Annotated in this window: 17 protein-coding genes, 1 tRNA gene and 1 pseudogene; 15 read left to right on the forward strand and 4 right to left on the reverse strand. The window is 71.3% G+C overall.

Features of this window, described 5'->3' with window-relative positions; translation table 11 throughout:
* Nucleotides 1–156: 156 nt before the first annotated feature.
* The 3 genes and pseudogenes from IF67_RS0126765 to IF67_RS46370 all read left to right on the forward strand — a co-directional run.
* Complete coding sequence (locus IF67_RS0126765) at nt 157–363, forward strand: DUF4244 domain-containing protein (RefSeq protein WP_051818636.1); 207 nt, start codon at nt 157–159, stop codon at nt 361–363.
* Nucleotides 350–763 (forward strand): TadE family type IV pilus minor pilin, encoded by a 414-nt coding sequence (locus tag IF67_RS0126770; protein ID WP_078889646.1) that lies wholly within the window; start codon nt 350–352, stop codon nt 761–763. Before IF67_RS0126765 ends, IF67_RS0126770 begins: the two co-directional genes overlap by 14 nt.
* Nucleotides 764–818: 55 nt before the next feature.
* Nucleotides 819–1010: pseudogene (locus tag IF67_RS46370) on the forward strand (Rv3654c family TadE-like protein); the annotation flags it as partial.
* A 138-nt stretch (nt 1011–1148) separates the two neighbouring features.
* Here IF67_RS46370 and IF67_RS0126780 read toward each other — a convergent pair.
* A complete protein-coding gene (locus IF67_RS0126780; RefSeq protein WP_234341353.1) occupies nt 1149–3512 on the reverse strand; it encodes a DEAD/DEAH box helicase in 2364 nt (787 codons plus the stop codon).
* Between the two features lie 162 nt (nt 3513–3674).
* Between IF67_RS0126780 and bldG the strand changes: the two genes are divergently transcribed.
* The 7 genes from bldG (at nt 3675) to IF67_RS0126815 (ending at nt 11384) form a co-directional block, all read left to right on the forward strand.
* Entirely contained in the window at nt 3675–4016 is a 342-nt protein-coding gene (gene bldG, locus IF67_RS0126785) for an anti-sigma factor antagonist BldG (protein WP_004571875.1), read from the forward strand.
* Nucleotides 4017–4127: 111 nt separating this feature from the next.
* The gene (locus tag IF67_RS0126790) at nt 4128–4565 is read left to right on the forward strand and encodes an ATP-binding protein (RefSeq protein WP_030989836.1); all 438 of its coding nucleotides are present in this window, start codon (nt 4128–4130) and stop codon (nt 4563–4565) included.
* A 944-nt stretch (nt 4566–5509) separates the two neighbouring features.
* Nucleotides 5510–7915 carry a sodium-translocating pyrophosphatase gene (locus IF67_RS0126795; RefSeq protein ID WP_030989839.1) on the forward strand — a complete coding sequence of 802 codons (2406 nt, stop codon included), beginning with the start codon at nt 5510–5512 and terminating at the stop codon, nt 7913–7915.
* A 218-nt stretch (nt 7916–8133) separates the two neighbouring features.
* Complete coding sequence (locus IF67_RS0126800) at nt 8134–8718, forward strand: hypothetical protein (protein WP_037839895.1); 585 nt, start codon at nt 8134–8136, stop codon at nt 8716–8718.
* 132 nt (nt 8719–8850) lie between these two features.
* The gene (locus IF67_RS0126805) at nt 8851–10398 is read left to right on the forward strand and encodes a DUF7059 domain-containing protein (protein WP_420708717.1); all 1548 of its coding nucleotides are present in this window, start codon (nt 8851–8853) and stop codon (nt 10396–10398) included.
* Nucleotides 10399–10485: 87 nt separating this feature from the next.
* Nucleotides 10486–10683: a hypothetical protein gene (locus IF67_RS0126810; RefSeq protein WP_030989844.1), complete on the forward strand. Its 198-nt coding sequence runs from the start codon at nt 10486–10488 to the stop codon at nt 10681–10683.
* Nucleotides 10684–10979: 296 nt separating this feature from the next.
* Nucleotides 10980–11384, forward strand: a complete 405-nt coding sequence (locus tag IF67_RS0126815) for a hypothetical protein (protein ID WP_030989846.1) — start codon at nt 10980–10982, stop codon at nt 11382–11384.
* A 63-nt stretch (nt 11385–11447) separates the two neighbouring features.
* Here IF67_RS0126815 and IF67_RS0126820 read toward each other — a convergent pair whose 3' ends face one another.
* Together IF67_RS0126820 and IF67_RS0126825 are read right to left on the reverse strand one after the other, a co-directional pair.
* Nucleotides 11448–11852, reverse strand: coding sequence for a DUF2752 domain-containing protein (locus IF67_RS0126820; protein WP_234341355.1), 405 nt, complete (start codon nt 11850–11852; stop codon nt 11448–11450).
* Nucleotides 11853–11902: 50 nt separating this feature from the next.
* Nucleotides 11903–12595, reverse strand: coding sequence for a hypothetical protein (locus tag IF67_RS0126825; RefSeq protein ID WP_030989849.1), 693 nt, complete (start codon nt 12593–12595; stop codon nt 11903–11905).
* 515 nt (nt 12596–13110) lie between these two features.
* Between IF67_RS0126825 and topA the strand changes: the two genes are divergently transcribed.
* The 5 genes from topA (at nt 13111) to IF67_RS0126850 (ending at nt 22946) form a co-directional block, all read left to right on the forward strand.
* Nucleotides 13111–15948, forward strand: coding sequence for a type I DNA topoisomerase (gene topA / locus IF67_RS0126830; protein ID WP_030989852.1), 2838 nt, complete (start codon nt 13111–13113; stop codon nt 15946–15948).
* A 132-nt stretch (nt 15949–16080) separates the two neighbouring features.
* Complete coding sequence (gene tmk, locus IF67_RS0126835; protein ID WP_030989854.1) at nt 16081–19365, forward strand: dTMP kinase; 3285 nt, start codon at nt 16081–16083, stop codon at nt 19363–19365.
* Nucleotides 19366–19659: 294 nt separating this feature from the next.
* Nucleotides 19660–20913 carry a DNA polymerase III subunit delta' gene (locus IF67_RS0126840; RefSeq protein WP_030989856.1) on the forward strand — a complete coding sequence of 418 codons (1254 nt, stop codon included), beginning with the start codon at nt 19660–19662 and terminating at the stop codon, nt 20911–20913.
* Between the two features lie 269 nt (nt 20914–21182).
* Complete coding sequence (locus tag IF67_RS0126845; protein WP_030989858.1) at nt 21183–22769, forward strand: alpha/beta hydrolase; 1587 nt, start codon at nt 21183–21185, stop codon at nt 22767–22769.
* A 103-nt stretch (nt 22770–22872) separates the two neighbouring features.
* Nucleotides 22873–22946 (forward strand) — tRNA-Thr (locus IF67_RS0126850).
* Nucleotides 22947–23342: 396 nt separating this feature from the next.
* On the opposite strand, the gene IF67_RS0126855 is transcribed toward IF67_RS0126850, so the two are convergent.
* The gene (locus IF67_RS0126855) at nt 23343–24227 is read right to left on the reverse strand and encodes an IS982 family transposase (protein ID WP_030989860.1); all 885 of its coding nucleotides are present in this window, start codon (nt 24225–24227) and stop codon (nt 23343–23345) included.
* Between the last annotated feature and the right edge of the window lie 167 nt (nt 24228–24394).

Below are 24394 nucleotides of genomic sequence, written 5' to 3' on the forward strand. Positions count from 1 at the left end.
CGGTGGGTGGACGCCCCACGCACCGGCCGCATGACCGGTGGCCGAGCGAGACCCGCCAACGGTCATGCCAGAGGCCCTTCATCCGAGGCCCTTCAACCGATCATCCGAGGCCGTCCAACAGAGGTCACACACAGAGGTCATACAAAGGGGGATGCAATGTTTCGGGGTGGAATGTTCCGACGGTGGTGGGCGGAGCTGCGTGCGCTCGGGGCCGACGACCGGGGGATGACCACGGCGGAGTACGCCGTGGGGACGCTCGCGGCCTGCGCCTTGGCGGCCGTGCTCTACAAGGTCGTGACGAGCGGACCGGTGAAGGCGCTGCTCCAGTCGGTGCTCGAGAGGGCGATCAATGTCCAGTTCTGATCGCGGGGCCCCGCGTCGTCGGGCCCCCGGGCCCAGGACCCGGGACGCCCCGCGGGGCGCGCGGGACGCCGGATTTGTGACCGCGGAGGCCGCCGTGGTCCTGCCCGTGCTGGTGGCGGTGGTGGCGGCGCTCATCTGGGGGCTGATGGCGGTCTGTGCCCGTATCGAGTGTGTGGACGCGGCGCAGGCGGGGGCGCGTGCCGCGGCGCGGTCGGAACCACGGGCGGCGGCGCTCTCGGCGGCGCGGGGGGCGGCTCCACGGGGCGCGCGGATCGCGCTGACGCGGGAGGGCGACCTGGTGCGCGTACGGGTCGACGCCGAACTGCCCGGTGTGGGGCAGCTGACGGTCCAGGTCGGAGGGGAGGCGGTGGCTCTTGCAGAGGAGACGGTGCGCCGATGAGGGCTCGGCGACGGTCTGGACGGTCTTCGCGGCGGCGGCGCTGTGTGCGGTCTTCGTGGCCCTGATCGCCGTCGGACAGGCCGTCACGGCACGCCACCGGGCGGGCGGCGCCGCGGACCTGGCGGCGCTGGCCGCCGCTGATCACGCACTTCAGGGCCCGGCCGGCGCCTGTGCGGCGGCCCGCCGGGTGGCGGCCGCGCAGCACACCCGCCTGGTGCGCTGTGCGGTGGCCGGGCCGGTCGCCGATGTCTCGGCCGAAGCGGGCCGCAGCCCGTTCACCTCGCGGGTACGGGCCCGCGCCGGACCGGCGGGGCGCAGCGACCCGGCGCGGGCCCGGCCCGCCACGGCTGCCGAGGTCCGGGCCCCGCCCGTGGCGGCACTCCCGTCACGTCCCCCGTGGCGCCCCGCGCAACAGCTCGCCCAGCAACCGGATGGCTCCCCGCTTGTGGAGCGGGTCGTTGCCGTTGCCGCACTTGGGCGACTGGATGCAGGAAGGGCAGCCGGCCTCGCATTCGCAGGAGGCGATGGCATCGCGCGTGGCGGTGAGCCAGGCGGCGGCCGTGTGGAAGGCGCGCTCGGCGAAGCCGGCGCCGCCCGGATGGCCGTCGTAGACGAAGACGGTCGGCAGCAGGGTGTCCGGGTGGAGAGGAATCGAGACGCCGCCGATGTCCCAGCGGTCGCAGGTGGCGAAGAGCGGCAGCATGCCGATGGAGGCGTGTTCCGCGGCGTGCAGGGCGCCGCCCAGCTGCTCGGGGTTGATGCGGGCGGCGTCGAGTTGGTCCTCGGTGACCGTCCACCACACCGCGCGGGTGCGCAGCGTACGGGGCGGCAGATCGAGCTTGGTCTCGCCCAGGATCTCGCCGGTGATCAGTTTGCGGCGCAGGAAGGAGACGACCTGATTGGTGACCTCGACGGACCCGAAGCACAGCCGGCCGTCGCCCCACGAGACCTCCGTGTCGGTCTCGAGGACGGCGATGGCGGTGGTGTCGCGGGCAGTTGTGGAATAGGGCGGACTGGCCTCCTCGACGAGCGCCACGTTGTCGGCCAGGTCGAGGTGTTGGACGACATGGGTACGGCCCTGGTGGAGGTGGACCGCGCCGTCGTGGACGGTGGTGTGCGCGGCGGCGGCGTCCACGGTGCCCAGCAGCCGCCCGGTGCCGGCCTCCACGATCTGCACCGGCGGGCCGCCCTGGCCGCGGATGTCGGTGAGGTCGGCGGCCCGCTCACGGCGCGTCCAGTGCCAGGCCCTGGCGCGCCGCCGCAGCAGGTTCGCGGCCTCCAGCTGCGGCATCAGACCACCGGCCGCGGGTCCGAAGAGCACGAAGTCGGATTCCGTGAGCGGGAGTTCGGCGGCGGCCGCGCACAGGTGCGGGGCGAGCACGTAGGGGTTGTCGGGGTCGAGGACGGTGGACTCGACGGGCTGGTCGAAGAGCGCCTCGGGGTGGTGGACGAGATAGGTGTCCAGCGGGTCGTCGCGGGCCACGAGCACGGCGAGCGCCCCCTGCCCCGAACGGCCCGCCCGGCCGGCCTGCTGCCACAGGGACGCCCGGGTCCCCGGATAGCCGGCGATCACCACGGCGTCCAGACCGGAGACGTCCACGCCCAGTTCGAGCGCGGTGGTGGCGGCCAGGCCGAGCAGATCGCCGTTGTGCAGAGCGCGTTCCAGGGCGCGGCGCTCCTCGGGCAGATATCCGCCCCGGTACGCGGCGACCCGCCCGGGCAGCGAGCGGTCCACCTCCGCGAGCCGCTCCTGCGCGATCAGGGCGATCAGCTCGGCGCCGCGCCGGGAGCGGACGAAGGCGACGGTGCGTACGCCCTGGACGGCCAGGTCGGTGAGCAGATCCGCGGTCTCGGCGGTCGCGGTCCGGCGGACCGGGGCCCCCTGCTCGCCGTGGAGTTCGGTCAGCGGCGGCTCCCAGAGCGCGAAGACCAACTCGCCGCGCGGCGAGGTGTCCTCCGTGATCTCCACCACGGGCAGACCGGTGAGCCGGGTCGCGGCCTGCGCCGGCTTCGCGGCCGTGGCGGAAGCGAGCAGAAACACCGGCTCGGAGCCGTACCGGGCGCAGATGCGGCGCAGCCGGCGGATGACCTGCGCGACATGGGAGCCGAAGACGCCGCGGTAGCTGTGGCATTCATCGATGACGACATAGCGCAGCGCGCGCAGGAAGGAGGACCAGCGGGCGTGCGCCGGCAGGATGCCGCGATGCAGCATGTCGGGGTTGGTCAGGACGTAGTTGCCGTACTGGCGGACCCACTCGCGCTCCTCGACGGGGGTGTCGCCGTCGTAGACCGCGGGCCGCACCGCGGTGCCCAGCGGGGCGGCCAGTTCGCGTACGGCACGCCTCTGATCGGCTGCCAGCGCCTTCGTGGGGGCCAGATACAGGGCCGTGGCGCCCCGCCCGTTCGGGGCCTCGGAGCCGTCCAGGAGCGTGGAGAGGACCGGCGCGAGATACGCCAGGGACTTCCCCGAGGCGGTGCCGGTGGCGACGACGACCGACTCGCCGCGCAGCGCGTGTTCGGATGTCCGTGCCTGGTGGGCCCAGGGACGCTCGATTCCGGCCGAACGGATGGCATCGATCACTTCCGGCCGGATCTGTTCCGGCCAGTCGGCATGGCGGCCGATGCGCGGGGGCAAGTGCTCCGTATGAGTGATGCGCGCAGCGCGGGTCGCGCCCCGGGCGAGACGTTCGAGAATCATGCCTGGGGAAGGGCGCGCGCCCGCATCCGGCGGGACTGGATTGGAGGCCATCGGCACCGAGTGTGTCACCGGAGTGACGGACAATGCTCAAAGGGCGTCGTGCACGCCTGCCGGTAAGTGATTGAATGCCATCGCGGCTGCCAGATCCGCCCCTACCTTCGGTGGGGAGGCCCCAGGGGGGCGACCGCTCGATAGCAAGGTGCTGGAGGATCCGTGGACCTGTCCCTGTCGACCCGGACCGTTGGCGACCGTACGGTCGTCGAGGTCGGTGGCGAGATTGATGTATACACCGCGCCCAAGCTGCGGGAGCAGCTGGTCGAGCTTGTGAACGACGGAAGCTACCACCTCGTGGTGGACATGGAACGTGTCGACTTCCTCGACTCCACTGGGCTCGGCGTGCTGGTCGGCGGACTCAAGCGGGTGCGTGCCCATGAGGGCTCGCTGCGCCTGGTCTGCAACCAGGAGCGCATTCTCAAGATCTTCCGTATCACCGGACTGACCAAGGTGTTCCCGATTCACACCTCGGTCGACGAAGCCGTCGCAGCTACTGACTGACGACTTCGCCGGTCCCCCGCGCCATCAGGTGCGGGGGGAGGAAGCAGTGGGGGGTCCCGGACACGGTGTCCGGCCCCCTGCGCCGCACGCCCGCATAACGAGGGGGATGGCATGGCCACCGTCGAACTTCGCTTCAGCGCCCTTCCCGAGCACGTCCGCACCGCACGTCTGGTCGCGGCTGCCGTGGCACGGCGCGCCGGGGTGGACGAGGCCGTACTGGACGAGGTGCGGCTCGCCGTCGGTGAGGCGTGCAGCCGGGCCGTGGGGCTGCACGAGAGCCATGACATCGAGGAGCCCGTCCGTGTCCTGCTGATCGAGGACGAGAAGAAGTTCTCGATCGAGGTGGGCGACGGGGTGTCCGGCGACTCCGGTACGTCCGGGGGCACCGACGAGACCGAGGGCGCCGCGGAGAGCGACGCCGAGGGCGAGGACGAAATGGGCCTCGCCGTGATCAGCGGACTGGTCGACGATGTCGAGGTGACCGCGGGCAAGGACGGCGGACTGATCCGCATGACCTGGCCCACCGCGACGGCTGCTGTCCTGCCGTAGCGCTCCGGCGGAGCGCCTTGTGGGATGCCCTGGAAGCCGCGGCGTACGTCCGTAGCCGGCGGGGCACACGTCGTTGCGCCTGCCGCCCTCGTGGACCGTTCGGCCGCGCCCCGGTCGAGCGCATCCCGGCCGCTCGCGTGAGCTGATCGGGCTCGCGCCCCATCCGGCGTCCGGCACCCGGACCGCCGGTTTTTTCTCGATCTTGCCCGTCGGCTCCCTCAGGCTGCCCGACGGGGCCGGCCGACGCGATGGTGAGCTGAGCGACGCCGTCCCCGGGGCGGGCAGCGGCATGGCTCGCCCCTCCTCACTGTCCCCACCGTGACACGTGCGGGCCGCCGCTGCCCGACGCGGCCTCCGCTGTCCGGCGGCCTCTGCTGACCCCGTCACGCGCGGCACCGTAAGCCGACCCCGGACACCGGCCCCGGCCCCCGCCCCTGCCTCGGCCCCGCCCCCCCTCGCCCTGCCGCCTGCCCCTGTTTCCCGCCCATCGCCCAGGCGCCTATCCCGCCCCCCGCCCACCAACCCTCATGGGTTGCGATCCGGACTCGATCTGACGGGCTCTCATCGGGTGCCGGGGAGCGGTCCGCGCGCTGCGGGGCACCCGTTCGGTCGTATACGGGCGGATCAATTCTCTCCGGCGTCACGCAAGCCTCCATCGCCTCAGGCTCCGAGGCGATGTCCTTGAGCAGCGACGATCAGTTTGCGATCAATGGGCGATCAGTACGACAGAGAGATCATCGGGCGATGGTCAGCGAATTCGTCGCATTCCTTCGTCCGGGCGAATTCCGTGTGGCGTCGACCTTTTGATCTTCGCTGCTCACGGCGAATTCCCTTTGACGCGTACTGTTTTGATCAACCGTGGCTCCCTACAATCCGTCCACATCTTGCTCAGGACGCCTGAGCGTGCTTCCGCGCGCCCATGTGCCAAACGTCAAGGAGGACGAATGGCGGGGCCTTACACCCCTCAGTTGCTTGACACCCCCACTTTTCTGGCGGGGCCCTCACTTACGGCGGGCAACCGCGGCCTCGTGCTGGTGATCGCCGTGGTCGCCCTGGCGGCGCTGGCTGTCGCGGCGGTGCTGGTCCGCCAAGTGCTCGCGGCCGGTGAGGGAACCGACAGTATGAAGAAGATCGCGGCGGCCGTGCAGGAAGGCGCAAATGCCTACCTGGCACGGCAGTTGCGGACCCTCGGCGTATTCGCCGTCGTGGTGTTCTTCCTGCTCATGCTGCTGCCCGCGGACAATTGGACGCAGCGCGCCGGACGCAGCGCCTTCTTCTTGATCGGCGCCGGATTCTCCGCGGCCACCGGCTATATCGGCATGTGGCTCGCCGTACGCAGCAATGTGCGCGTGGCGGCGGCCGCCCGGGAAGCCACTCCGGCCGCGGGGGACACCGGGAAAAAGGATCTTACGGCCGTCTCGCACAAGGCAATGAAGATCGCATTCCGTACCGGTGGCGTCGTCGGCATGTTCACCGTGGGGCTGGGCCTGCTCGGCGCGTCCTGCGTGGTGCTCGTGTACGCGGTCGACGCGCCCAAGGTGCTGGAGGGATTCGGTCTCGGCGCCGCGCTGATCGCGATGTTCATGAGGGTCGGCGGCGGCATCTTCACCAAGGCCGCGGATGTCGGCGCCGACCTCGTCGGCAAGGTCGAGCAGGGCATCCCCGAGGACGACCCGCGCAACGCCGCGACCATCGCGGACAACGTGGGCGACAACGTCGGTGACTGCGCCGGTATGGCGGCCGACCTCTTCGAGTCGTACGCGGTGACCCTGGTCGCCGCCCTCATCCTGGGCATGGCGGCCTTCGGTGACGCCGGGCTCGCCTTCCCGCTGCTGGTCCCGGCCATCGGGGTGCTCACCGCGATGGTCGGCATCTTCGTCGTCGCGCCCCGGCGCAGCGACCGCAGCGGCATGACGGCGATCAACCGCGGTTTCTTCATCTCCGCGGGCATCTCGCTGGTGCTGGTGGCCATCGCGGTGTTCACCTACCTGCCGTCCAGCTACGGCGACCTGACCGGTGTCACCGACACCGAGGTGCTGGGCCGCAGCGGTGACCCGCGGATGCTGGCGCTGGTGGCGGTCGCCATCGGCATCGTGCTGGCCGCGCTGATCCAGCAGCTGACCGGCTACTTCACCGAGACCAGCCGACGTCCTGTCAGGGACATCGGGAAGACCTCGCTGACCGGCCCGGCCACGGTCATCCTCGCCGGCATCTCGATCGGTCTGGAGTCGGCCGTCTACTCGGCGGTGCTGATCGGCCTGGCCGTGTACGGGGCGTATCTGCTGGGCGGTGCCTCCATCATCCTGGCGCTGTTCGCGGTGGCCCTGGCCGGCACCGGCCTGCTGACCACCGTCGGCGTGATCGTGGCGATGGACACCTTCGGTCCGGTCTCCGACAACGCGCAGGGCATCGCGGAGATGTCCGGCGACGTCACCGGTGACGGCGCGCAGGTGCTGACCGACCTGGACGCGGTCGGCAACACCACCAAGGCCATCACCAAGGGCATCGCCATCGCGACCGCCGTACTGGCCGCGGCCGCGCTCTTCGGCTCGTACCGGGACGCGATCGCCACCGCTGTACGGGAGGTCGGCAACGCCGCCGGCGGGATGGGGCTGAGCCTGGACATCTCGCAGCCCAACAACCTGGTCGGGCTGATCCTCGGCGCCTCGGTCGTCTTCCTGTTCTCCGGGCTGGCGATCAACGCGGTGTCGCGGTCGGCGGGAGCGGTGGTCTTCGAGGTGCGCCGGCAGTTCCGCGAGCACCCCGGGATCATGGACTACACCGAGCAGCCCGAGTACGGGCGGGTCGTCGACATCTGCACCAAGGACGCGTTGCGTGAGCTGGCCACCCCCGGGCTGCTGGCGGTGCTCACCCCGATCGCGGTCGGCTTCTCGCTCGGCGTCGGCGCGCTCGGTTCGTTCCTGGCGGGCGCGATCGGCACCGGCACGCTGATGGCGGTCTTCCTCGCCAACTCCGGTGGCGCGTGGGACAACGCCAAGAAGCTCGTCGAGGACGGCCATCACGGCGGCAAGGGCAGCGAGGCGCATGCCGCGACGATCATCGGTGACACCGTGGGTGACCCGTTCAAGGACACCGCGGGACCGGCGATCAACCCGCTGCTGAAGGTCATGAACCTGGTGGCGCTGCTGATCGCGCCCGCTGTGGTGAAGTTCTCGTACGGCCAGGACAAGAGCGTCGGCGTACGGATCGTGGTCTCGGCGCTGGCGATCGCCGTCATCGTCGGTTCGGTCTACGTCTCCAAGCGGCGGGGAATCGCCGTAGGTGACGAAGACAACTCCGAAGATCCGGAAAGCATCGCCAAGTCAGCCGAGACGGCGGTGGCGTCCTAGCCGGAAAGGACCTCCCGAAGGCCTCGCGGACCGCTCAACTGGGCGGGTGGACGGCGTATTTTGCAGCTGCCGGCCACCCGCCTTCCGCATGCTCGGGTGGCCCTGCGGTCCTTGGTGCAAATGGCTGCAATGAGGGCCGGAGGGGATGCCCGACCGGTGGCCCAGGCCCTTTGGCCGTGTATGTTCCGGGGCCGAGAGCCATGGAAGGGACCAATCCGGTGAACAAGAAGCTTGTGGCTGCACTGTCCGGCGGTGCGGCACTGGTGCTCGCGCTGACCGGCTGCAGCGACGACAGCAACAAGAAGCTCAATGACTGGGCGAAGACTTTCTGCGACCCTGCGCAGGCTCAGTTCAAGCAGATCCAGGACGCCAACGGCGCCATGCAGACGGCCGATGACGGCAGCACGGACTCCAAGAAGGTCCAGCAGACGGACTCGGCGGCCTTCCAGAAGATTTCCAGCGCCTACGCCTCGCTGGCCAAGTCCCTGGAGAAGGCCGGGCAGCCGCCGACCGAACAGGGCAAGCAGGCCCAGCAGAACGCCGTCAAGGAGCTCAACTCACTGTCCAAGGGCTACGCGGACCTGCAGAAGCAGGTCAACAAACTCGACACCTCGGACAAGCTCAAGTTCGCGGACGGTCTGCGCGATCTCTCCAGCGGCATCAACAAACTCAACAAGCAGAGCGAGGCAGCCTTCAAGAACCTGGAGGCCGGCGACGTCGGCAAGGCGATGGCCGCCCAGAAGGGCTGCCAGAACCCGGCCGCGTCCGGCGCCCCGGCTCCCACGCAGTCCAAGAAGTCGTAACGGCAGGAGCGCCCGCACCCGTGGGGAGAGCCCGCGGCGTACGCGAACAGCAACGGCTCCGTACGGCCCGGCGACGCGCCCGAGAAGGGCGTGGCGCCGGGCCGTCGCCGATTGTCGGTGGCAGGGCCGACAATGGTGGGTGTGAGTACGCACCTCCCCACCGCTGATGTCCAGGACCCCGAGAGCAACGCCCGCACCGCCCGGCTGCGCGAGGCGTTGCTGGCCGCCGCCTTCACCGCCGACGGGCTGCTGGATCTGCTCGGCGCGCCGGCCTATGCCGCGCTGGCGCGCAGCGAGACCGTCCCCGCCCTGCGGGCGACGCGCGGCGACAGCCCGTTGGAGACCCTGGTGCGGCTGTTCCTGTTGCAGCGCCCGGTGGAGCTGCGGCGGGCGCAGGCCGCGCTGCCGGTCGCGGACTGCCTCGCCGACGGCTGGCTGGTGCAGGACGGCGAGGAGCTGCGCGCGAGCGTGGACGTGCGCCCGTACAGCGGCCCCGAGGAGCAGGACTGGTGGATCGTCTCCGACCTGGGCTGTGCGGTCGGCGGCGCCGGCGGCATCCGGGGCGTCGGGGAACGGGACCGCGCGGAGCTGGTGCTCGGCGTCGGCGGTGCGTCCACGACCCTCGCCGGGCTCACGGTCCGCAGGCCGGTCACCAAAGCGCTCGATCTCGGCACGGGCTCCGGCATTCAGGCGCTGCATGCCGCGCAGCACGCCACCCACGTCACGGGCACGGACCTCAACCCCCGGGCGCTGCGGATCGCCGCGCTGACCCTGGCGCTCTCCGGGGCGGGGCCGGCCGACCTGCGGGAGGGCTCGCTGTTCGAGCCCGTCGGTGACGAGACGTACGACCTGATCGTGTCCAACCCGCCGTTCGTGATCTCGCCCGGCGCCCGCCTCACCTACCGCGACGGCGGCATGGGCGGCGACGACCTGTGCCGGACACTCGTCCAGCAGTCCGCCGCGCATCTCAACGACGGCGGATACTGCCAGCTGCTGGCCAACTGGCAGCATGTGGCGGGCGAGGACTGGCACGACCGGCTGCGTTCCTGGGTGCCGCGCGGCTGCGACGCCTGGATCGTGCAGCGCGAGGTGCAGGACATCACCCAGTACGCCGAGCTGTGGCTGCGTGACGCCGGCGACCACCGTACCGGCGACGAGGAGTATGCCGCGCGGTACGACGCCTGGCTCGACGAATTCGAGGCACGCAGGACCAAGGCCATCGGCTTCGGCTGGATCACCCTGCGCAAGTCCGGATCGGACTCCCCGTCCGTCACGGTCGAGGAATGGCCGCATCCGGTGGAACAACCGCTGGGGGAGTCGGTCGTACGGCACTTCGCCCGCCAGGACTATCTGCGGGCCATGGACGACGCGGCGCTGCTGGCCGGCCACTTCCGGCTCGCCGACGAAGTGCTGCAGGAGCAGGTCGGGCTGCCCGGGGCGGAGGACCCCGAGCATGTGGTGCTGCGTCAGAACCGCGGTATGCGGCGCGCGACGAAGGTGGACACGGTCGCCGCAGGCTTCGCCGGGGTGTGTGACGGCTCGCTCCCGGCCGGGCGGATTCTGGACGCCATCGCCCAACTCGTCGGCGAGGACCCGGTGCAGCTGCGGGACCGTACGCCGGCTTCGATCCGGTCGCTGGTCGAGCAGGGGTTCCTGGAGCCGGTGGCCGCGGGCGGCTGACGGAGGCCGGGGGAGCGGTGCGGAGCGAGCGGACGTCGTTCATCCGGCGTTCGCCGGGATGCCGTCGTGGGGTGCCACGCTGCCCGCATGGAGAGTGGACCCGAGGTATTTGCCGGTGCGGCGTTCGCGCTGTTCGGCGCCGGACTGCTGGTGTGGACGGGCGTCTGCGCACGGACCGGAGCGCCGGTCGCCGAGGGCGTCAGCCGCCCGGTGGCCACCGTGACGGCGCTGCTGTCCGGGGTCGTGTTCCTGGCCACGGGCGGCTGGTTGCTGGCAGCGTTGTAGCCGGGAGCCGGGAGCCGGGAGCCGGGAGCCGGGAGCCGGGAGCCGGGAGCCCTGACTGCTGAGCCGGGGACGGGGAGCCGTGGTGCCCGGGCCGCTGTGCCGTCGGGCCCGTACCGCCGGTGCCGGGGCGCCGCCCACAACTCCCGTTGCGAGCCGCTACGTTCACTTCCGGCCAGTTCTGTGACAGATGGCCGATGTGTGGCGGTACGCGGGAACTTTTCCGGGCCGATGGGCATGTTCCTCAGTGAAGGTCAGCAACGACCGGCAGGCTCACGACCCTTCAGTGAGGAACCCACATGAACCGTGCACTCCGCTACGTCGCCGTAGGCGCCATCGCCGTCTCCCTCCTCGCCGGCGGCTCGGCCGCGGCCTTCGCCGCGCCGAAGGACCTCCACTCGCCCACGCCCGTCGTGGCCAGCGCCCCGGCCGCCGCGGCACTGACGGCCAAGGCCAGCGCGGCCACCGTCAACGCCTGGCAGGAGTTCCGGATCTCCGGCACCGCCAAGGGCATCAAGGCCGGCACCAAGGTCACCGTCCAGCAGAAGCAGGGCACGAAGTGGGTCTCGCTGCCCGCTCAGACGCCGGTCAACGCCAGTGGCACGTACTCGGTACGGGTCAAGCTCGGCATCAAGGGCGTCAACCAGCTCCGTATGGGCGCCGGCAGCACCGTCTCGCCGGTGGTCAAGGTCACCGTCCGCTGACGCACGAGGGTCCGGAACAGCGGGGCCGGACTCTCCGGGACGTCTCCCAGGGGGTGTCGCCCCCTAGGAGACCAGGTTGCGGGCGACCATCCACACCGCGGCGATGCCGAGCACCACGGCATTGCCGCGGGCCGAGAGCCGTGGCCGGTGGACGCGTCCGCCGAGCCCCGCGACCAGCCAGCGCCCGACGGCGTACGCGACGGCCGGCCCGGCCAGCACGAGCAGCACGGCGTTGTCATGGAAGGCCGTCACGACGTCGCCGTGCATCAGGTCGTACGCCATCCGCGTCCCGCCGCACAGCGGGCACAGCAGCCCGGTGGCCCATTTGAACGGGCACGGGATCAGCAGCTGCCCCGGTTGGTGCGGATCGGTGTGCCAGAGATAGACGGCGGCCGACGCTCCGACGCCGAGAGCGATCGATGCCCGGCGGACGGTACGGGTCCGGATCGAGGCCCCCGTGGGCTCCACGGGCTCGGCGGGGCCCCAGGACTCCCCGGGACCCCGAGATTCCCCGGGGCTCACACGCTCAGCGACCTGGCGTAGTTGACCTGGTTGAGCACGAACAGCACCTGCTCGCGTGACTGCACCGGGACCATCGTGGAGTGGTGCCGGCCACCGCTGTTCACCGTGACCTGCACGAAACCGGTGGTCACCCGCTCCTTCATCAGCAGGAAGAGCAGACCGAGCAGACAGAAGAAAAAGAAGACGATGGCGAGCACGACCGCGTGCGCCGGCGTCTTCTCCTCCGTCCGCGACATGTCGGTCGCCGTCCATATCGCGCCCTTGAGCGGCATCGGCCCGGCGGGTGTGACGACCGTGTCCCCGGTCACCGCTATATCGCCCAGCGCCAGCGCCATCCCGCCGGGCTGGGCCCCGCCCTGGAATCCCCCGGGGCCGCTCTGGAGCCCGCCGGGGCCGCCCTGGAATCCCCCGGGACCGCTTTGGAATCCCCCGGGCGCGGGCTGCGGCGCAGTGCTCGGCGGGAAACCGGGCGCGGGCGGCGGCTGTAGGACATCGCTCGGGTAGCCGTATCCGGGCTGGGGCTGCGAGCCGGCCTGCGGATAGCCGTACCCGGGGTCCCCGGGGCGGCCGCCCTGCGGGTAGCCGTATCCGGCATCGGCGGGCCGGCCGTCGTCCGGCGTGGCGTAGGGGTTCTGGCCGGGCTGACCAGGCGGCTGATCCGGCGGCGGTCCGGGGTACTGGTTCGCCATGGGTGAGGTCCCCCCGAGGGTGCGTGATGACGGCAGTACTCGACTCGAACGGCGAGCCGTGCCGTATCCATCCTGCCAGCCCGCTTACGTGCTGTATCAAGGCAATGACGGCATCCGGCCGCCGCTTTGTGACGGTCGTCGGCCCGCGGACGGTTCGGTGTGCGGCCCCGGGGCGAGGGGCGATGCGCCGGGGATCCGTCACTGTGTGACATCACCGACGGCGCCGGAGCCGCGGTGCGCGGGGAACGGCCGAGGTGGGCGCCGGGGTGCAGCGCGGCCCTGCCATGATCCACAAGGCGCGTCCCGGGCCCGTGGCGAGCGCCTTGATGCGGTCCGGGCGGCATGAAGGCATGTAGTCGGGTTACCGTTCGAGTGGCGTTGCGGGGTTTTTCCGTTTGACACGGGGCCGGGAGGTACCGTCACACTCCGCAGCGTCAAGCGTCAAGCGTCACCGCAGTGCACCCCGGCGTCCGGCCGGGGGGCAATTCCAGCGTCGACCGGAGAGAAGAGCGAAGTTGTCCCCGACCAGCGAGACCGCAGACGGCGGCGGCCGCCGACTCGTCATCGTCGAGTCGCCTGCCAAGGCGAAGACGATCAAGGGCTACCTCGGCCCTGGCTACGTGGTCGAGGCCAGCGTCGGGCACATCCGTGACCTGCCCAACGGCGCCGCAGAGGTCCCGGCGAAGTACAAGGGCGAGCCCTGGGCCCGCCTCGGCGTGAACGTCGACGCCGACTTCCAGCCGATCTATGTCGTCAACAGTGACAAGAAGGACCAGGTCAAGAAGCTCAAGGAGCTGCTGGCCGAGTCCGACGAGCTCTACCTCGCCACAGATGAGGACCGGGAGGGCGAGGCCATCGCCTGGCACCTCCAGGAGATCCTCAAGCCCAAGGTCCCCGTCCACCGGATGGTCTTCCACGAGATCACCAAGGACGCGATCCGCGAGGCCGTCGCCAATCCGCGCGACCTGAACCAGAAGCTGGTCGACGCCCAGGAGACCCGCCGTATCCTCGACCGCCTCTACGGCTACGAGGTCTCGCCGGTCCTGTGGAAGAAGGTCATGCCCCGGCTGTCGGCCGGCCGGGTGCAGTCCGTCGCGACCCGTCTCGTCGTCGAGCGGGAGCGCGAGCGCATCGCCTTCCGCTCCGCCGAGTACTGGGACCTGACCGGCACCTTCTCGACGGGGCGCGCCGGCGACGCCAGTGACCCGTCGGTGCTGACCGCCCGCCTGAACTCCGTCGACGGCCGCCGTATTGCGCAGGGCCGTGACTTCGGCGCCAACGGGCAGCTCAAGAACGACGTCCTCCATCTGGACGAGGCGAACGCCCGCGCGCTCGCCGCCGCCCTGGAGAACACCGACTTCGCGGTGCGCTCGGTCGAGTCCAAGCCCTACCGCCGCTCGCCGTACGCGCCGTTCCGTACGACCACCCTCCAGCAGGAGGCCAGCCGCAAGCTCGGCTTCGGCGCCAAGTCCACGATGCAGGTCGCGCAGAAGCTGTACGAGAACGGCTTCATCACCTATATGCGTACGGACTCCACCACGCTCTCGGACACCGCGGTCGTCGCGGCCCGGGCGCAGGTGACGCACCTGTACGGCGCGAACTACCTGCCGGACAAGCCGCGCACCTACGCCGGCAAGGTCAAGAACGCCCAGGAGGCGCACGAGGCGATCCGCCCCTCCGGCGACCGCTTCCGTACCCCGGCCGAGACCGGTCTGACCGGCGACCAGTTCAGGCTCTACGAGCTGATCTGGAAGCGGACCGTCGCCTCCCAGATGAAGGACGCGACCGGTAATTCCGTCACCGTCAAGATCGGTGGCCGTGCCGCCGACGGCCGGGACGCCGAGTTCAGCGCGTCCGGCAAGACCATCACCTTCCACGGCTTCCTCAAGGCCTATGTGGAGGGCGCGGATGACCCGAACGCGGAGCTCGACGACCGCGAGCGCCGGCTGCCGCAGGTCGCCGAGGGCGATGCGCTGGCCGCGCAGGAGATCACCGCCGACGGGCACGCCACCAAGCCGCCCGCCCGCTACACCGAGGCCACGCTGGTCAAGGAGCTGGAAGAGCGCGAGATCGGCCGTCCGTCGACCTATGCGTCGATCATCGGCACGATCCTCGACCGTGGCTATGTCTTCAAGAAGGGCACCGCGCTCGTCCCGTCCTTCCTCTCCTTCGCGGTGGTCAACCTCCTGGAGAAGCACTTCGGCCGGCTGGTCGACTACGACTTCACCGCCCGGATGGAGGACGACCTCGACCGCATCGCGCGCGGTGAGGCGCAGTCCGTGCCGTGGCTGCGGCGCTTCTACTACGGCCAGGGCCACGGCGAGGGCGGTGCCGCGGACGCCGGCAACGGCGACGGCGACCACCTCGGCGGTCTGAAGGAGCTGGTCGAGGACCTGGGCGCGATCGACGCCCGGGAGATCTCGTCCTTCCCGGTCAGCGACGACATCAAGCTGCGGGTCGGCCGCTACGGCCCGTACGTCGAGCGCGGGGAGAAGGACGCCGAGGGCCATCAGCGCGCCGATGTCCCCGACGACCTGGCGCCCGACGAGCTGACCGTGGAGTACGCGGAGGAGCTGCTCGCCAAGCCGAGCGGTGACTTCGAGCTGGGCATGGACCCGGACAGCGGCCACCAGATCGTCGCCAAGGACGGCCGCTACGGCCCGTACGTCACCGAGATCCTGCCCGAGGGCACCCCGAAGACCGGCAAGAACGCGGTCAAGCCGCGCACCGCCTCGCTCTTCAAGTCGATGTCCCTGGACACCGTGACTCTGGCGGACGCGCTCAAGCTGATGTCGCTGCCGCGCGTCGTCGGCAAGGACCCCGAGGGCGTGGAGATCACCGCGCAGAACGGCCGCTACGGCCCGTACCTCAAGAAGGGCACCGACTCGCGCTCCCTGGAGACCGAGGACCAGCTCTTCACGATCACGACCGACGAGGCGCTGGCGATCTACGCACAGCCCAAGCAGCGCGGGCGGGCCGCCGCCAAGCCGCCGCTGAAGGAGCTGGGCACGGACCCGGTGAGCGGGAATCCGGTGGTGGTCAAGGACGGCCGGTTCGGTGCGTATGTCACCGATGGCGAGACCAACGCGACGCTGCGGCGGGACGACGACGTCGAGACGGTCACCGCCGAGCGGGGCTACGAGCTGCTGGCGGAGAAGCGCGCCAAGGGGCCGGCGAAGAAGACCGCGAAGAAGGCGGCCAAGAAGGCGCCGGCCAAGAAGACGGCCGCGAAGAAGACGGCCGCCAAGAAGACCGCGGCGAAGAAGACCACCACGGCGAAGAAGACGACCGCCAAGAAGGCCACCGCGAAGACGGCGGCGGCCAAGAAGACGGCGGCGCCGGCGGAGGACTGAGACCTGCGTTCACACCGGCGGCGCCGGTAAAAGCGCAGGACATGGGCGGGCACAACGGATGCGTTCCGGTGTGCCCGCCCGTTTGTTCGGGTGGGCGCTCGACGGCGCGCACCGTCCCGCTAGGCTGGCGGGATGACGCGTGCCGAGCAGCCAACGGTCGTGACCCCCACTTCTGGCGCCCTAGCGGCGGATTCCCGCGAGCGCGCCGTGCGAGCCCTGCTCCGCTTCCCCCCACTGAAGCGACTGTGGAGCGCCCAATTTGTCGGGGGCATCGGCGATGCCCTGTCCATGCTTGTCCTCGTACTGCTCGCCCTTCAGGCGGCGCTATACGTACCGCTGGGCGGCGAGCCCGTCTTCGGCGGTGGTTATCGGGGTGCAGCCCTCGCGGTCACCACGGTCTTCGCGGCCCGGATGCTGGCGACGTTGCTCTTCGGGGCCGTCCTGCTGGGCCCACTGTCGGCGCTGACGGCGCCTTCGGGGCCGTTGGACCGGCGCTGGACGATGATCGGCGCGGATGTGCTGCGGCTCGCGCTGCTGGTCATCGCGCCCCTGTGGATCGACTGGACGCCGGACGACGCGCTGGCGTGGCTGCTGGTCACGGTCTTCGTCACCGGCGTCGCCGAACGCTTGTGGACCGTCGCGCGGGAGAGCGCCGCCCCCGGGCTGCTGCCCGCGCCGCCCCCTGAGGGCGCCTCCGTACGGCCCCTCCCCGACAACATGGACGCCCTGCGCCGCCTCTCGCTGCGCACCGCCTTCCTCTCGCTGCCGATCGCGGCCGCCGCCCTGGTGGTCGTCACGCTCATCAGCAAGCTGCTGGGCACCGGCATCGACTGGTTCCAGCTCCACCAGGCCGCGCTCGGCTCGTATGTCGCCGCCGGTCTGTTCGCCGCCTCCGTATCGATCCTCTACTTCATCGAGCTCCCCGGTGTGCAGACGCCGCGGCCGCGCTCCCCTCTGGAGGGGCTGCGCCGCCCGAAGAACACCGGAGCGAAAGCCGGACAGCCGGGACAGGGCGACAAGCCGGAGAGCGGCACGGCCCGGCCGGGCGCCGACAAGGGCCGTACGGGCGCACTCCCGCTGCTGGTGACGGCCTGCGCCGCGGTGGCCGCCGCGATCGCCGCGGCCGTCGCGCTCGCCGTCCTGCACGGCTACGACCTGGCCGGCGGCCCGGCCGCCTTCGCCCTGCTGGTGCTGGCGCTGACCGGCGGCACGGCCGTCGGCATCCGTTGTGCTCAGCGGGTACTGCCCGCGCTCTCCCGGCGCCGGCTGCTCGCCCTCGCGGTGGCCGCCACCGGCGTCGGGCTGCTGGCCATGGGGCTGGTCCCGGATCCGACGACGGTGCTGGTGCTCGCGCTGCTGTCCGGCATCAGCGCCGGTATCGCCGCCAATACGGGGCATGTGCTGCTGGAGCAGGAGTCCGAGGAGTCCCGCACCGCCCGTACGACCGAGCATCTGCACGCCGTCGTACGGCTCTCGGTCGCGCTGGCCGCCATCGCCGCGCCGCTGCTTGCGGCCGTCATCGGCCCGCACGACCTCGGCAGCGGCACCTTCAACTTCGCCTACGGCGGCGCCGCCTACACCCTGATGCTGGCCGGCGCGCTGCTGCTGCCGGTCGCCGCGCTGGTGCTGGGCAAGGTCGACGACCGGCAGGGCGTACCGCTGCGGCGTGATCTGCGCGAGGCGCTGCGCGGCGGCGACCCGGCCCAGGCGCCCGCCGCCACCGGCTTCTTCATCGCCCTGGAAGGCGGCGACGGCGCCGGGAAGTCCACCCAGGTCGAGGCGCTCGCCGAGTGGATCCGCGGCAAGGGCCACGAGGTCGTGGTGACCCGTGAGCCGGGCGCCACCGCCATCGGCAAGCGACTGCGCTCGATCATCCTCGACGTCTCGACGTCCGGGCTCTCGGACCGTGCGGAGGCGCTGATGTTCGCCGCCGACCGGGCCGAACACGTCGACAGCGTCATCCGCCCCGCCCTGGAGCGTGGCGCGGTCGTCATCACCGACCGGTACATCGACTCCTCGGTCGCCTACCAGGGCGCCGGGCGCAACCTCGCACCCACGGAGATCGCCCGGATCTCCCGTTGGGCCACCGACGGCCTCGTCCCCCATCTGACGGTGCTGCTCGACATCTCCCCGGAGACCGCACGGGAACGCTTCACCGAGGCACCCGACCGGCTGGAGTCCGAGCCCGCCGAGTTCCACCAGCGGGTCCGGGCCGGTTTCCTGACACTGGCCGCCGCCGACCCCGCGCGCTATCTGGTCGTCGACGCCGGGCAGGAGCCCGCGGCCGTCACCACCGTCGTACGGCACCGCCTCGACCAGGTGCTCCCGTTGTCCGAGGCCGAGATCAAGGCGCAGGCCGACGCCCGTAAGGCCGCCGAGGAAGAGGCCCGCCGCAAGGCCGAGGAGGAGGCCGCGCGCAAGGCGGAGGAGGAGCGCCTGGAGCGCGAGCGCCAGGAGCAGCTCGCCAAGCTGCGTGCCGAGGAAGAGGAGCGCAAGCGCCGCGAGGCCGAGGAGGCCAGGGCACGCGAGGAGGCCCGTCAGGCGGAGGAGGCCCGCAAGCGCGCCGAGGAGGCCCGTCAGGCCGCCGAGGCGGAGCGGCAGCGGCGCGAGGCCGAGGAGCGGGCCCGCGAGGCCGAGCAGGAGCGGCTGCGTAAGCAGCACGAGGAGGAGGCGCGGCTGCGCAAGGAGGCCGAGGAGCGCCGCCTGGAGAAGCAGCGCAAGGCCGAAACGGCCCTGGTGCGCGCCGAAGAGGCCCGGGTGGCGGCAGCCGAAGCGGCGGCCGCGGCGGAGGCCAAGGCGGCTGCCGAGGCCGAGGAAGCGGCCGAGGCTCCCACTGCCGAGACGTACGTCGCGGATCTGCGGAAGCGGCTGGGAGAGGACACGCCCGACGCCTCCGCCGCGTCCGGTCCCGCCGAGGACAGCGACCGGACGGAGTACCTGCCCCGCCCCGCTACGGGGGAGGGCGAGGTGTCCGGTGCGGTGGACGAGACGGCGGTGCTGCCCCCGGTACGGGATGCGCGGGACGCCTGGGACGGCCCCGGGGCCGGCTCCGACGCGGCGGAGACCGCCGTGCTGCCGCCCGTACGGGACGACGCCCCGGCCGACCGGGTGCCGCCGTGGATGTTCCGCAAGGAGGGGCCGGACGCCGCCAACGGCGCGGCGTCGGACCGGCCCACCGGCCCCGCCGCCGAGTCGCGTGTCGAGCGCACCCGCGAACTCCCGCAGATCGACCCGCTGACGGGCCGCCCCGTGGAGAACGCGCAGCGCAGCCGTCCGCGCCCCGAATGGGCGGAGGAGACCCCGCTGGACGATCTGCCGACGCTCGCCGACGAGCTGCTCGGCCCGCGCGCCGACGAGGAAGCGGACGACGGCGCGGGTGACGACGGCCGTCGCGGCGGCCGGGGCCGGCGCAACTAGGGCGCGCTTTCCGGATCGCCCCGGGGACACCCCGGGGCGATCCGGGTGACCCGCCCCGGCCCAACGAAAAAGCCCCGAACGACCGGCCGTGGCCGCAGCCCGACAGCTGCGGCCACGGCCGTTTCCGGCTCCGGACGGCCCCCGTCCCGGCCGCCCGGCGCCGGCTTCCGGATTCGTTTGTCAGTGGGTTGCACCACAATGGGTCAGGCGTGGAGCAATGCGTGGTCTGCGGCCGGGCGCACACGCACCCCGCACGGCACGAAGGAACGGCACGGACAGGAACGGCGGACAGCGATGGCGGTATGGGACGACGTGGTCGGCCAGGACCGGTTGACGGCTCAGCTGGCCGCGGCCGCGCGCGATGCGGACGCCCTCGTGACCGCGGAGCACGCCGGATCGGGGCCGCGGTCCGGTGAGCAGCCGGAGCCGCAGACGTCCGCCGACCGCGGCAGCGCCTCCCAGATGACGCACGCCTGGCTGTTCACGGGCCCACCGGGTTCCGGCCGCTCCACCGCGGCCCGCGCCTTCGCCGCCGCCCTCCAGTGCGTCAGCCCGGACCGCGCCCTCGGAGGTGCCCCCGGCTGCGGCTTCTGCGACGGCTGCCACACCAGCCTGGTCGGCACGCACGCCGACGTCGAGATCGTCCGTACGGACCTGCTGTCCATCGGCGTCAAGGAAACCCGCGACCTGGTCCGCCGGTCCTCCCTCTCCCCGGCCGGCGGCCGGTGGCAGGTGATCGTCCTGGAGGACGCCGACCGCCTCACCGAAGGCGCCGGCAACGTCCTCCTCAAGGCCGTCGAGGAGCCCGCTCCCCGTACGGTCTGGCTGCTGTGCGCGCCCTCCGTCGAGGACGTCCTGCCCACCATCCGCTCGCGCTGCCGCCATCTCTCCCTGCGGACGCCGCCGGTCGCCGCGGTCGCCGACGTCCTCGTCCGGCGCGACGGCATCGAGCCCGAGGCCGCCGACCGGGCCGCCCGCGCCACCCAGGGGCACATCGGCCGGGCCCGCCGGCTCGCCACGGACGAGCGTGCCCGCGCCCGTAGGGCGGCCGTGCTCAAACTCCCGCTCCGCACCGACGACATCGGCGGCTGCCTCAAGGCCGCCCAGGAGCTGATCGATGCCGCGGGGGAGGACGCCAAGCAGGTCGCCGAGGATGTCGACACCAAGGAGACCGAGGAGCTGCGCGCCGCACTCGGCGCCGCCGCCGGCACGGGCGGACGGCTGCCGCGCGGCACGGCCGGCGCCATGAAGGAACTCCAGGACAAGCAGAAGCGCCGCTCCACCCGTACCCAGCGCGACAGCCTCGATCTGGCCCTGGTCGACCTCACCAGCTTCTACCGCGACGTCCTCGCCCTCCAGATGGGCGCCTCGGTACCCCTCGCCAACGACGAGGTACGCGACAGCATCCACCGCATCGCCACCGCCTCGACCCCCGAACGCACTCTCCGCCGTATAGAAGCCGTGATCGCCTGCCGCGAGGCCCTGGACCGCAATGTGGCCCCCCTCCTCGCGGTCGAGGCGATGGCGGTCGCCCTCCGCGCCGGCTGACCACCACTCCACCCACCGCAGCACACCGACCCCGCCGGTCACCCGGCTTCGCACTCAAGGAGACGCACACGCACCGTCTCCCTCCGGATACTCTCCGTTCGAACCGTCACGGCAACCCTCGCGCAAACCGCAGCGGCATTCGTCGCCCGACACCCGTCACATCGACAACCGCCACCTGACAGCCGTCAGCTGACACCCGCCACCCGCACTCCACCTTCCAGGGACCGACACCGCCTCCACCTTCCAGGGACCGAGACCAAGGACCGCCCATGGCCACCAGCCGTCTGCTCCGCACCTCCGCCGCTCTCCTCGCGGCCACCGCTCTGCTGATCTCCGGCTGCTCCTCGGGGAGTTCGTCCCCCGATGCCGCGGCGTCCCCGGGCCCCACCACGGAAGCCGGTGCCCATCGCCCCACCGCCGACGCCACCCTCGCGCCACTCCCGTCCTCGACCCCGGCCGGCCTTCGCCCGTACTACGACCAGAAGCTGAGCTGGCGCCCCTGTGGGGCGAGCGGCTTCGAGTGCACGAAGATGAAGGCGCCCCTGGACTACGCCGACCCCGGCGCGGGCGACATCGAACTCGCGGTGGCCCGCAGGAAGGCCACCGGTCCCGGCAGCCGGATCGGCTCCCTCCTGGTCAATCCGGGCGGCCCCGGCGCGTCGGCGATCGACTACCTCCAGCAGTACGCGCCCCAGCCCGCCGCGGTCCGGGCGCGCTACGACATGGCGGCGGTGGACCCGCGCGGCGTGGCCCGCAGCGAGCCGGTCAAGTGCCTCAACAACAAGCAGATGGACCGCTACACCCAGACCGACCAGACCCCGGACACCCCGGCCGAGGTCAACAAGCTCATCAGCGCCTACCGCACCTTCGCCAAGGACTGCCGGACCCGCTCCGGCAAGGTGCTCTCACACGTCTCCACGATCGAAGCCGCCCGCGACATGGACGTGCTGCGCGCCGCCCTGGGCGACAAGAAGCTCTACTACGTCGGCGCTTCCTACGGCACCCTCCTCGGCGCGACCTACGCCGGCCTCTACCCCTCCCGCGTCGGCCGCATGGTCCTGGACGGCGCGATGAACCCGGCGCTCGACTCCCGCACCACCAACATCGACCAGACCACCGGCTTCAACACGGCCTTCACGGCGTTCGCCGCGGACTGCATCAAGCACAAGAACTGCCCCCTCGGCACCAAGAGCACCGAGGACGCAGGCAACCAGCTCTCCGCCCTGTTCAAGAAGCTGGACGCCCACCCGGCAGCAACGGGCGAGGACCGACAGCTCACGGAGTCCCTGGCCACCACGGGCGTGATCGCCGCCATGTACGACGAGCGTGCCTGGCCCCTCCTGCGCGACTACCTGGCCCAGGCCGAGGCCGGCAACGGCCGCGGGCTGCTCACCCTCTCCGACAGCTACTACGAGCGCGATCCGAACGGCTCCTACGCCAACCAGATGTACGCCAACCCCGCCGTCAACTGCCTCGACCTCGCGTCCGCCTTCACCACCCCCGACCAGGTCCGCGCCGCCCTGCCCAGCTTCCGCAAGGCCTCCCCGGTCTTCGGTACAAGCTTCGCCTGGGCCGCTCTGAACTGCGCATACTGGCCGGTCAAGCCCACCGGCACGGCCCACCGCATCGAGGCCAAGGGTGCCGCCCCGATCCTCGTCGTCGGCACCACCCGCGACCCGGCCACCCCCTACAACTGGGCGAAGGCCCTCGCCTCCCAGCTCTCCAGCGCCACCCTGCTCACCTACGAGGGCGACGGCCACACCGCCTACGGCCGCGGCAGCGACTGCATCGACACCGCGATCAACAACTACCTCCTCAACGGCACCGTCCCCCCGAAGAACAAGCACTGCAAGTGACCCGCCTCACACCCCTTCGCCCCACTCCCCACCCTCCCCTGACCAGCTCCTAAACGGGTTACAGAGCACCCCTCTGTGATGTGTAGACTGGGCCGCGCACCACGCCGCCTTAGCTCAGTTGGCCAGAGCAACGCACTCGTAATGCGTAGGTCTCGGGTTCGAATCCCGAAGGCGGCTCTGTGGAAGCCCCAGGTCAGATAGTCGCTGGCCTGGGGCTTTCTGTTACCTGCGGCGTGGTGAGGCGTGCGGCCCGTGGCCCCGCGAGGTGGCTTGCGTGAGCGATGCGTGAGCGGAGGGGCCTCCAACCCTGTACTTCTGCGGCTTCGGTTTGGCTGGCCACGGCTGGCGGACGGCCAACGCGGCGTCCGTCCGGTCAGGGCCCCGGTCGACCTGTAGTGGGTGACGGGCTGGACCGTCGTAGTCGCCAACGGCCGACTCAATCGACGCTTCGCCCAGGAGGCCACGATCAGGCTCACATCTGATCGTCGTATCCGGCCGCGACTGCATCCACTCCTGCTCGGCTCGGGGCGGCGCTCCGGGGCCCCTGGCCCCTAGTGAGTGAGTCCGATGTTCTCAGTGGTCGTAGGCGATCAGGGATCGTTTGATCTTGGCGCTGGTGGTCCAGTTGTGCCAGATGGCGGCTGCGAGGGCGAGGAGTCGTTGGCCGGTGCGGGCGAAGACTCCGGCCGGGGTTCTGCCGCCGTGTTGTTCCAGGCTGAGCTGGCCTTTGAGGGTGTCGAAGACAGCTTCGATCCACTGCCGGACACGGGCGATCTTCCCGTGCCGGGCCGGTTCGTCCTTGCGGTCCGGCCGGACCAGGTGGACGCCCAGGCGTTCGGCAAGGAAGGCTTCGAACTCCCGCCCGGCGAAGCCCTTGTCCGCGAGGATCACCTGCCCTGCGCGGACGAGGTGATGGTCGCGTTCCAGCAGTGCGGTCATCACCTCCCGCTCGCCGAGCTTCGGGTTCGCCAGGCACCAGGACACCGGCATGCCCTCAGCGGTGGTCACCAGACAGAGCCGCAGTCCCCAGAAGAAGCGGGAGTGGCTGCGGCAGTACCCGTATCCGGCGTGCCCGGCCAGTTCGGAGCGTTTGACGGTCTCGCGGGAGGCCGCGCAGGGCAGTGGCGTGGAGTCGATCAGCCTCAGGTCGTCGTGCCATGTGGGCACCTGCCTGGCCAGGGCCTCGATCACGTGACTGATCAGCGGACCGGCGGCGTTGAGCCGTTTGTTGTAGGCCGATTGCTGGGGCAGGTAGCGGAAGAGATGTCCCAGCCGGGCGTGGGCGAAGCGGATCCAGTGCCGCGCGGAAGGGAAGCCCAGCAGGACCTGGGCGACTGCCGGGCACAGCAGTTCGGCGTCCGTCAGTTTCGGGGGTCGCCCGATCCGGCGACGAGGGGCCACATGGTCGTCGATGAACACGTACAGTGCCGCAAGAAGGGCGTCCAGGCTGGTAGTCACACACGAGCCAACGGGCGCCCTTCACCATGGTCGCGGCCAGCACAGACATTGGACTCACTCATCTAGGGGCAATACCGGTGATTTAGGTTGTTTTTCGGCGGGTTGGCCTGGTCTTGGTCGGCCCGATCAGGGTCACGCGGGGAGTCTCCGGCCTGGGCGGAGTGTGG

The organism is Streptomyces sp. NRRL S-1813 (assembly GCF_000719605.1).
Lineage (GTDB): Bacteria > Actinomycetota > Actinomycetes > Streptomycetales > Streptomycetaceae > Streptomyces > Streptomyces decoyicus.

Coding starts and splice junctions, on each gene's coding strand:
- IF67_RS0126790 (WP_030989836.1), top strand. CDS start 4,128: ATGGCCACCGTCGAACTTCGCTTCAGCGCCCTTCCCGAGCACGTCCGC.
- IF67_RS0126810 (WP_030989844.1), top strand. CDS start 10,486: ATGGAGAGTGGACCCGAGGTATTTGCCGGTGCGGCGTTCGCGCTGTTC.
- IF67_RS0126825 (WP_030989849.1), bottom strand. CDS start 12,595: ATGGCGAACCAGTACCCCGGACCGCCGCCGGATCAGCCGCCTGGTCAG.
- IF67_RS0126765 (WP_051818636.1), top strand. CDS start 157: ATGTTTCGGGGTGGAATGTTCCGACGGTGGTGGGCGGAGCTGCGTGCG.
- IF67_RS0126770 (WP_078889646.1), top strand. CDS start 350: ATGTCCAGTTCTGATCGCGGGGCCCCGCGTCGTCGGGCCCCCGGGCCC.
- IF67_RS0126805 (WP_420708717.1), top strand. CDS start 8,851: ATGGTGGGTGTGAGTACGCACCTCCCCACCGCTGATGTCCAGGACCCC.
- IF67_RS0126780 (WP_234341353.1), bottom strand. CDS start 3,512: ATGGCCTCCAATCCAGTCCCGCCGGATGCGGGCGCGCGCCCTTCCCCA.
- IF67_RS0126840 (WP_030989856.1), top strand. CDS start 19,660: ATGGCGGTATGGGACGACGTGGTCGGCCAGGACCGGTTGACGGCTCAG.
- IF67_RS0126815 (WP_030989846.1), top strand. CDS start 10,980: ATGAACCGTGCACTCCGCTACGTCGCCGTAGGCGCCATCGCCGTCTCC.
- IF67_RS0126845 (WP_030989858.1), top strand. CDS start 21,183: ATGGCCACCAGCCGTCTGCTCCGCACCTCCGCCGCTCTCCTCGCGGCC.
- IF67_RS0126795 (WP_030989839.1), top strand. CDS start 5,510: ATGGCGGGGCCTTACACCCCTCAGTTGCTTGACACCCCCACTTTTCTG.
- tmk (WP_030989854.1), top strand. CDS start 16,081: ATGACGCGTGCCGAGCAGCCAACGGTCGTGACCCCCACTTCTGGCGCC.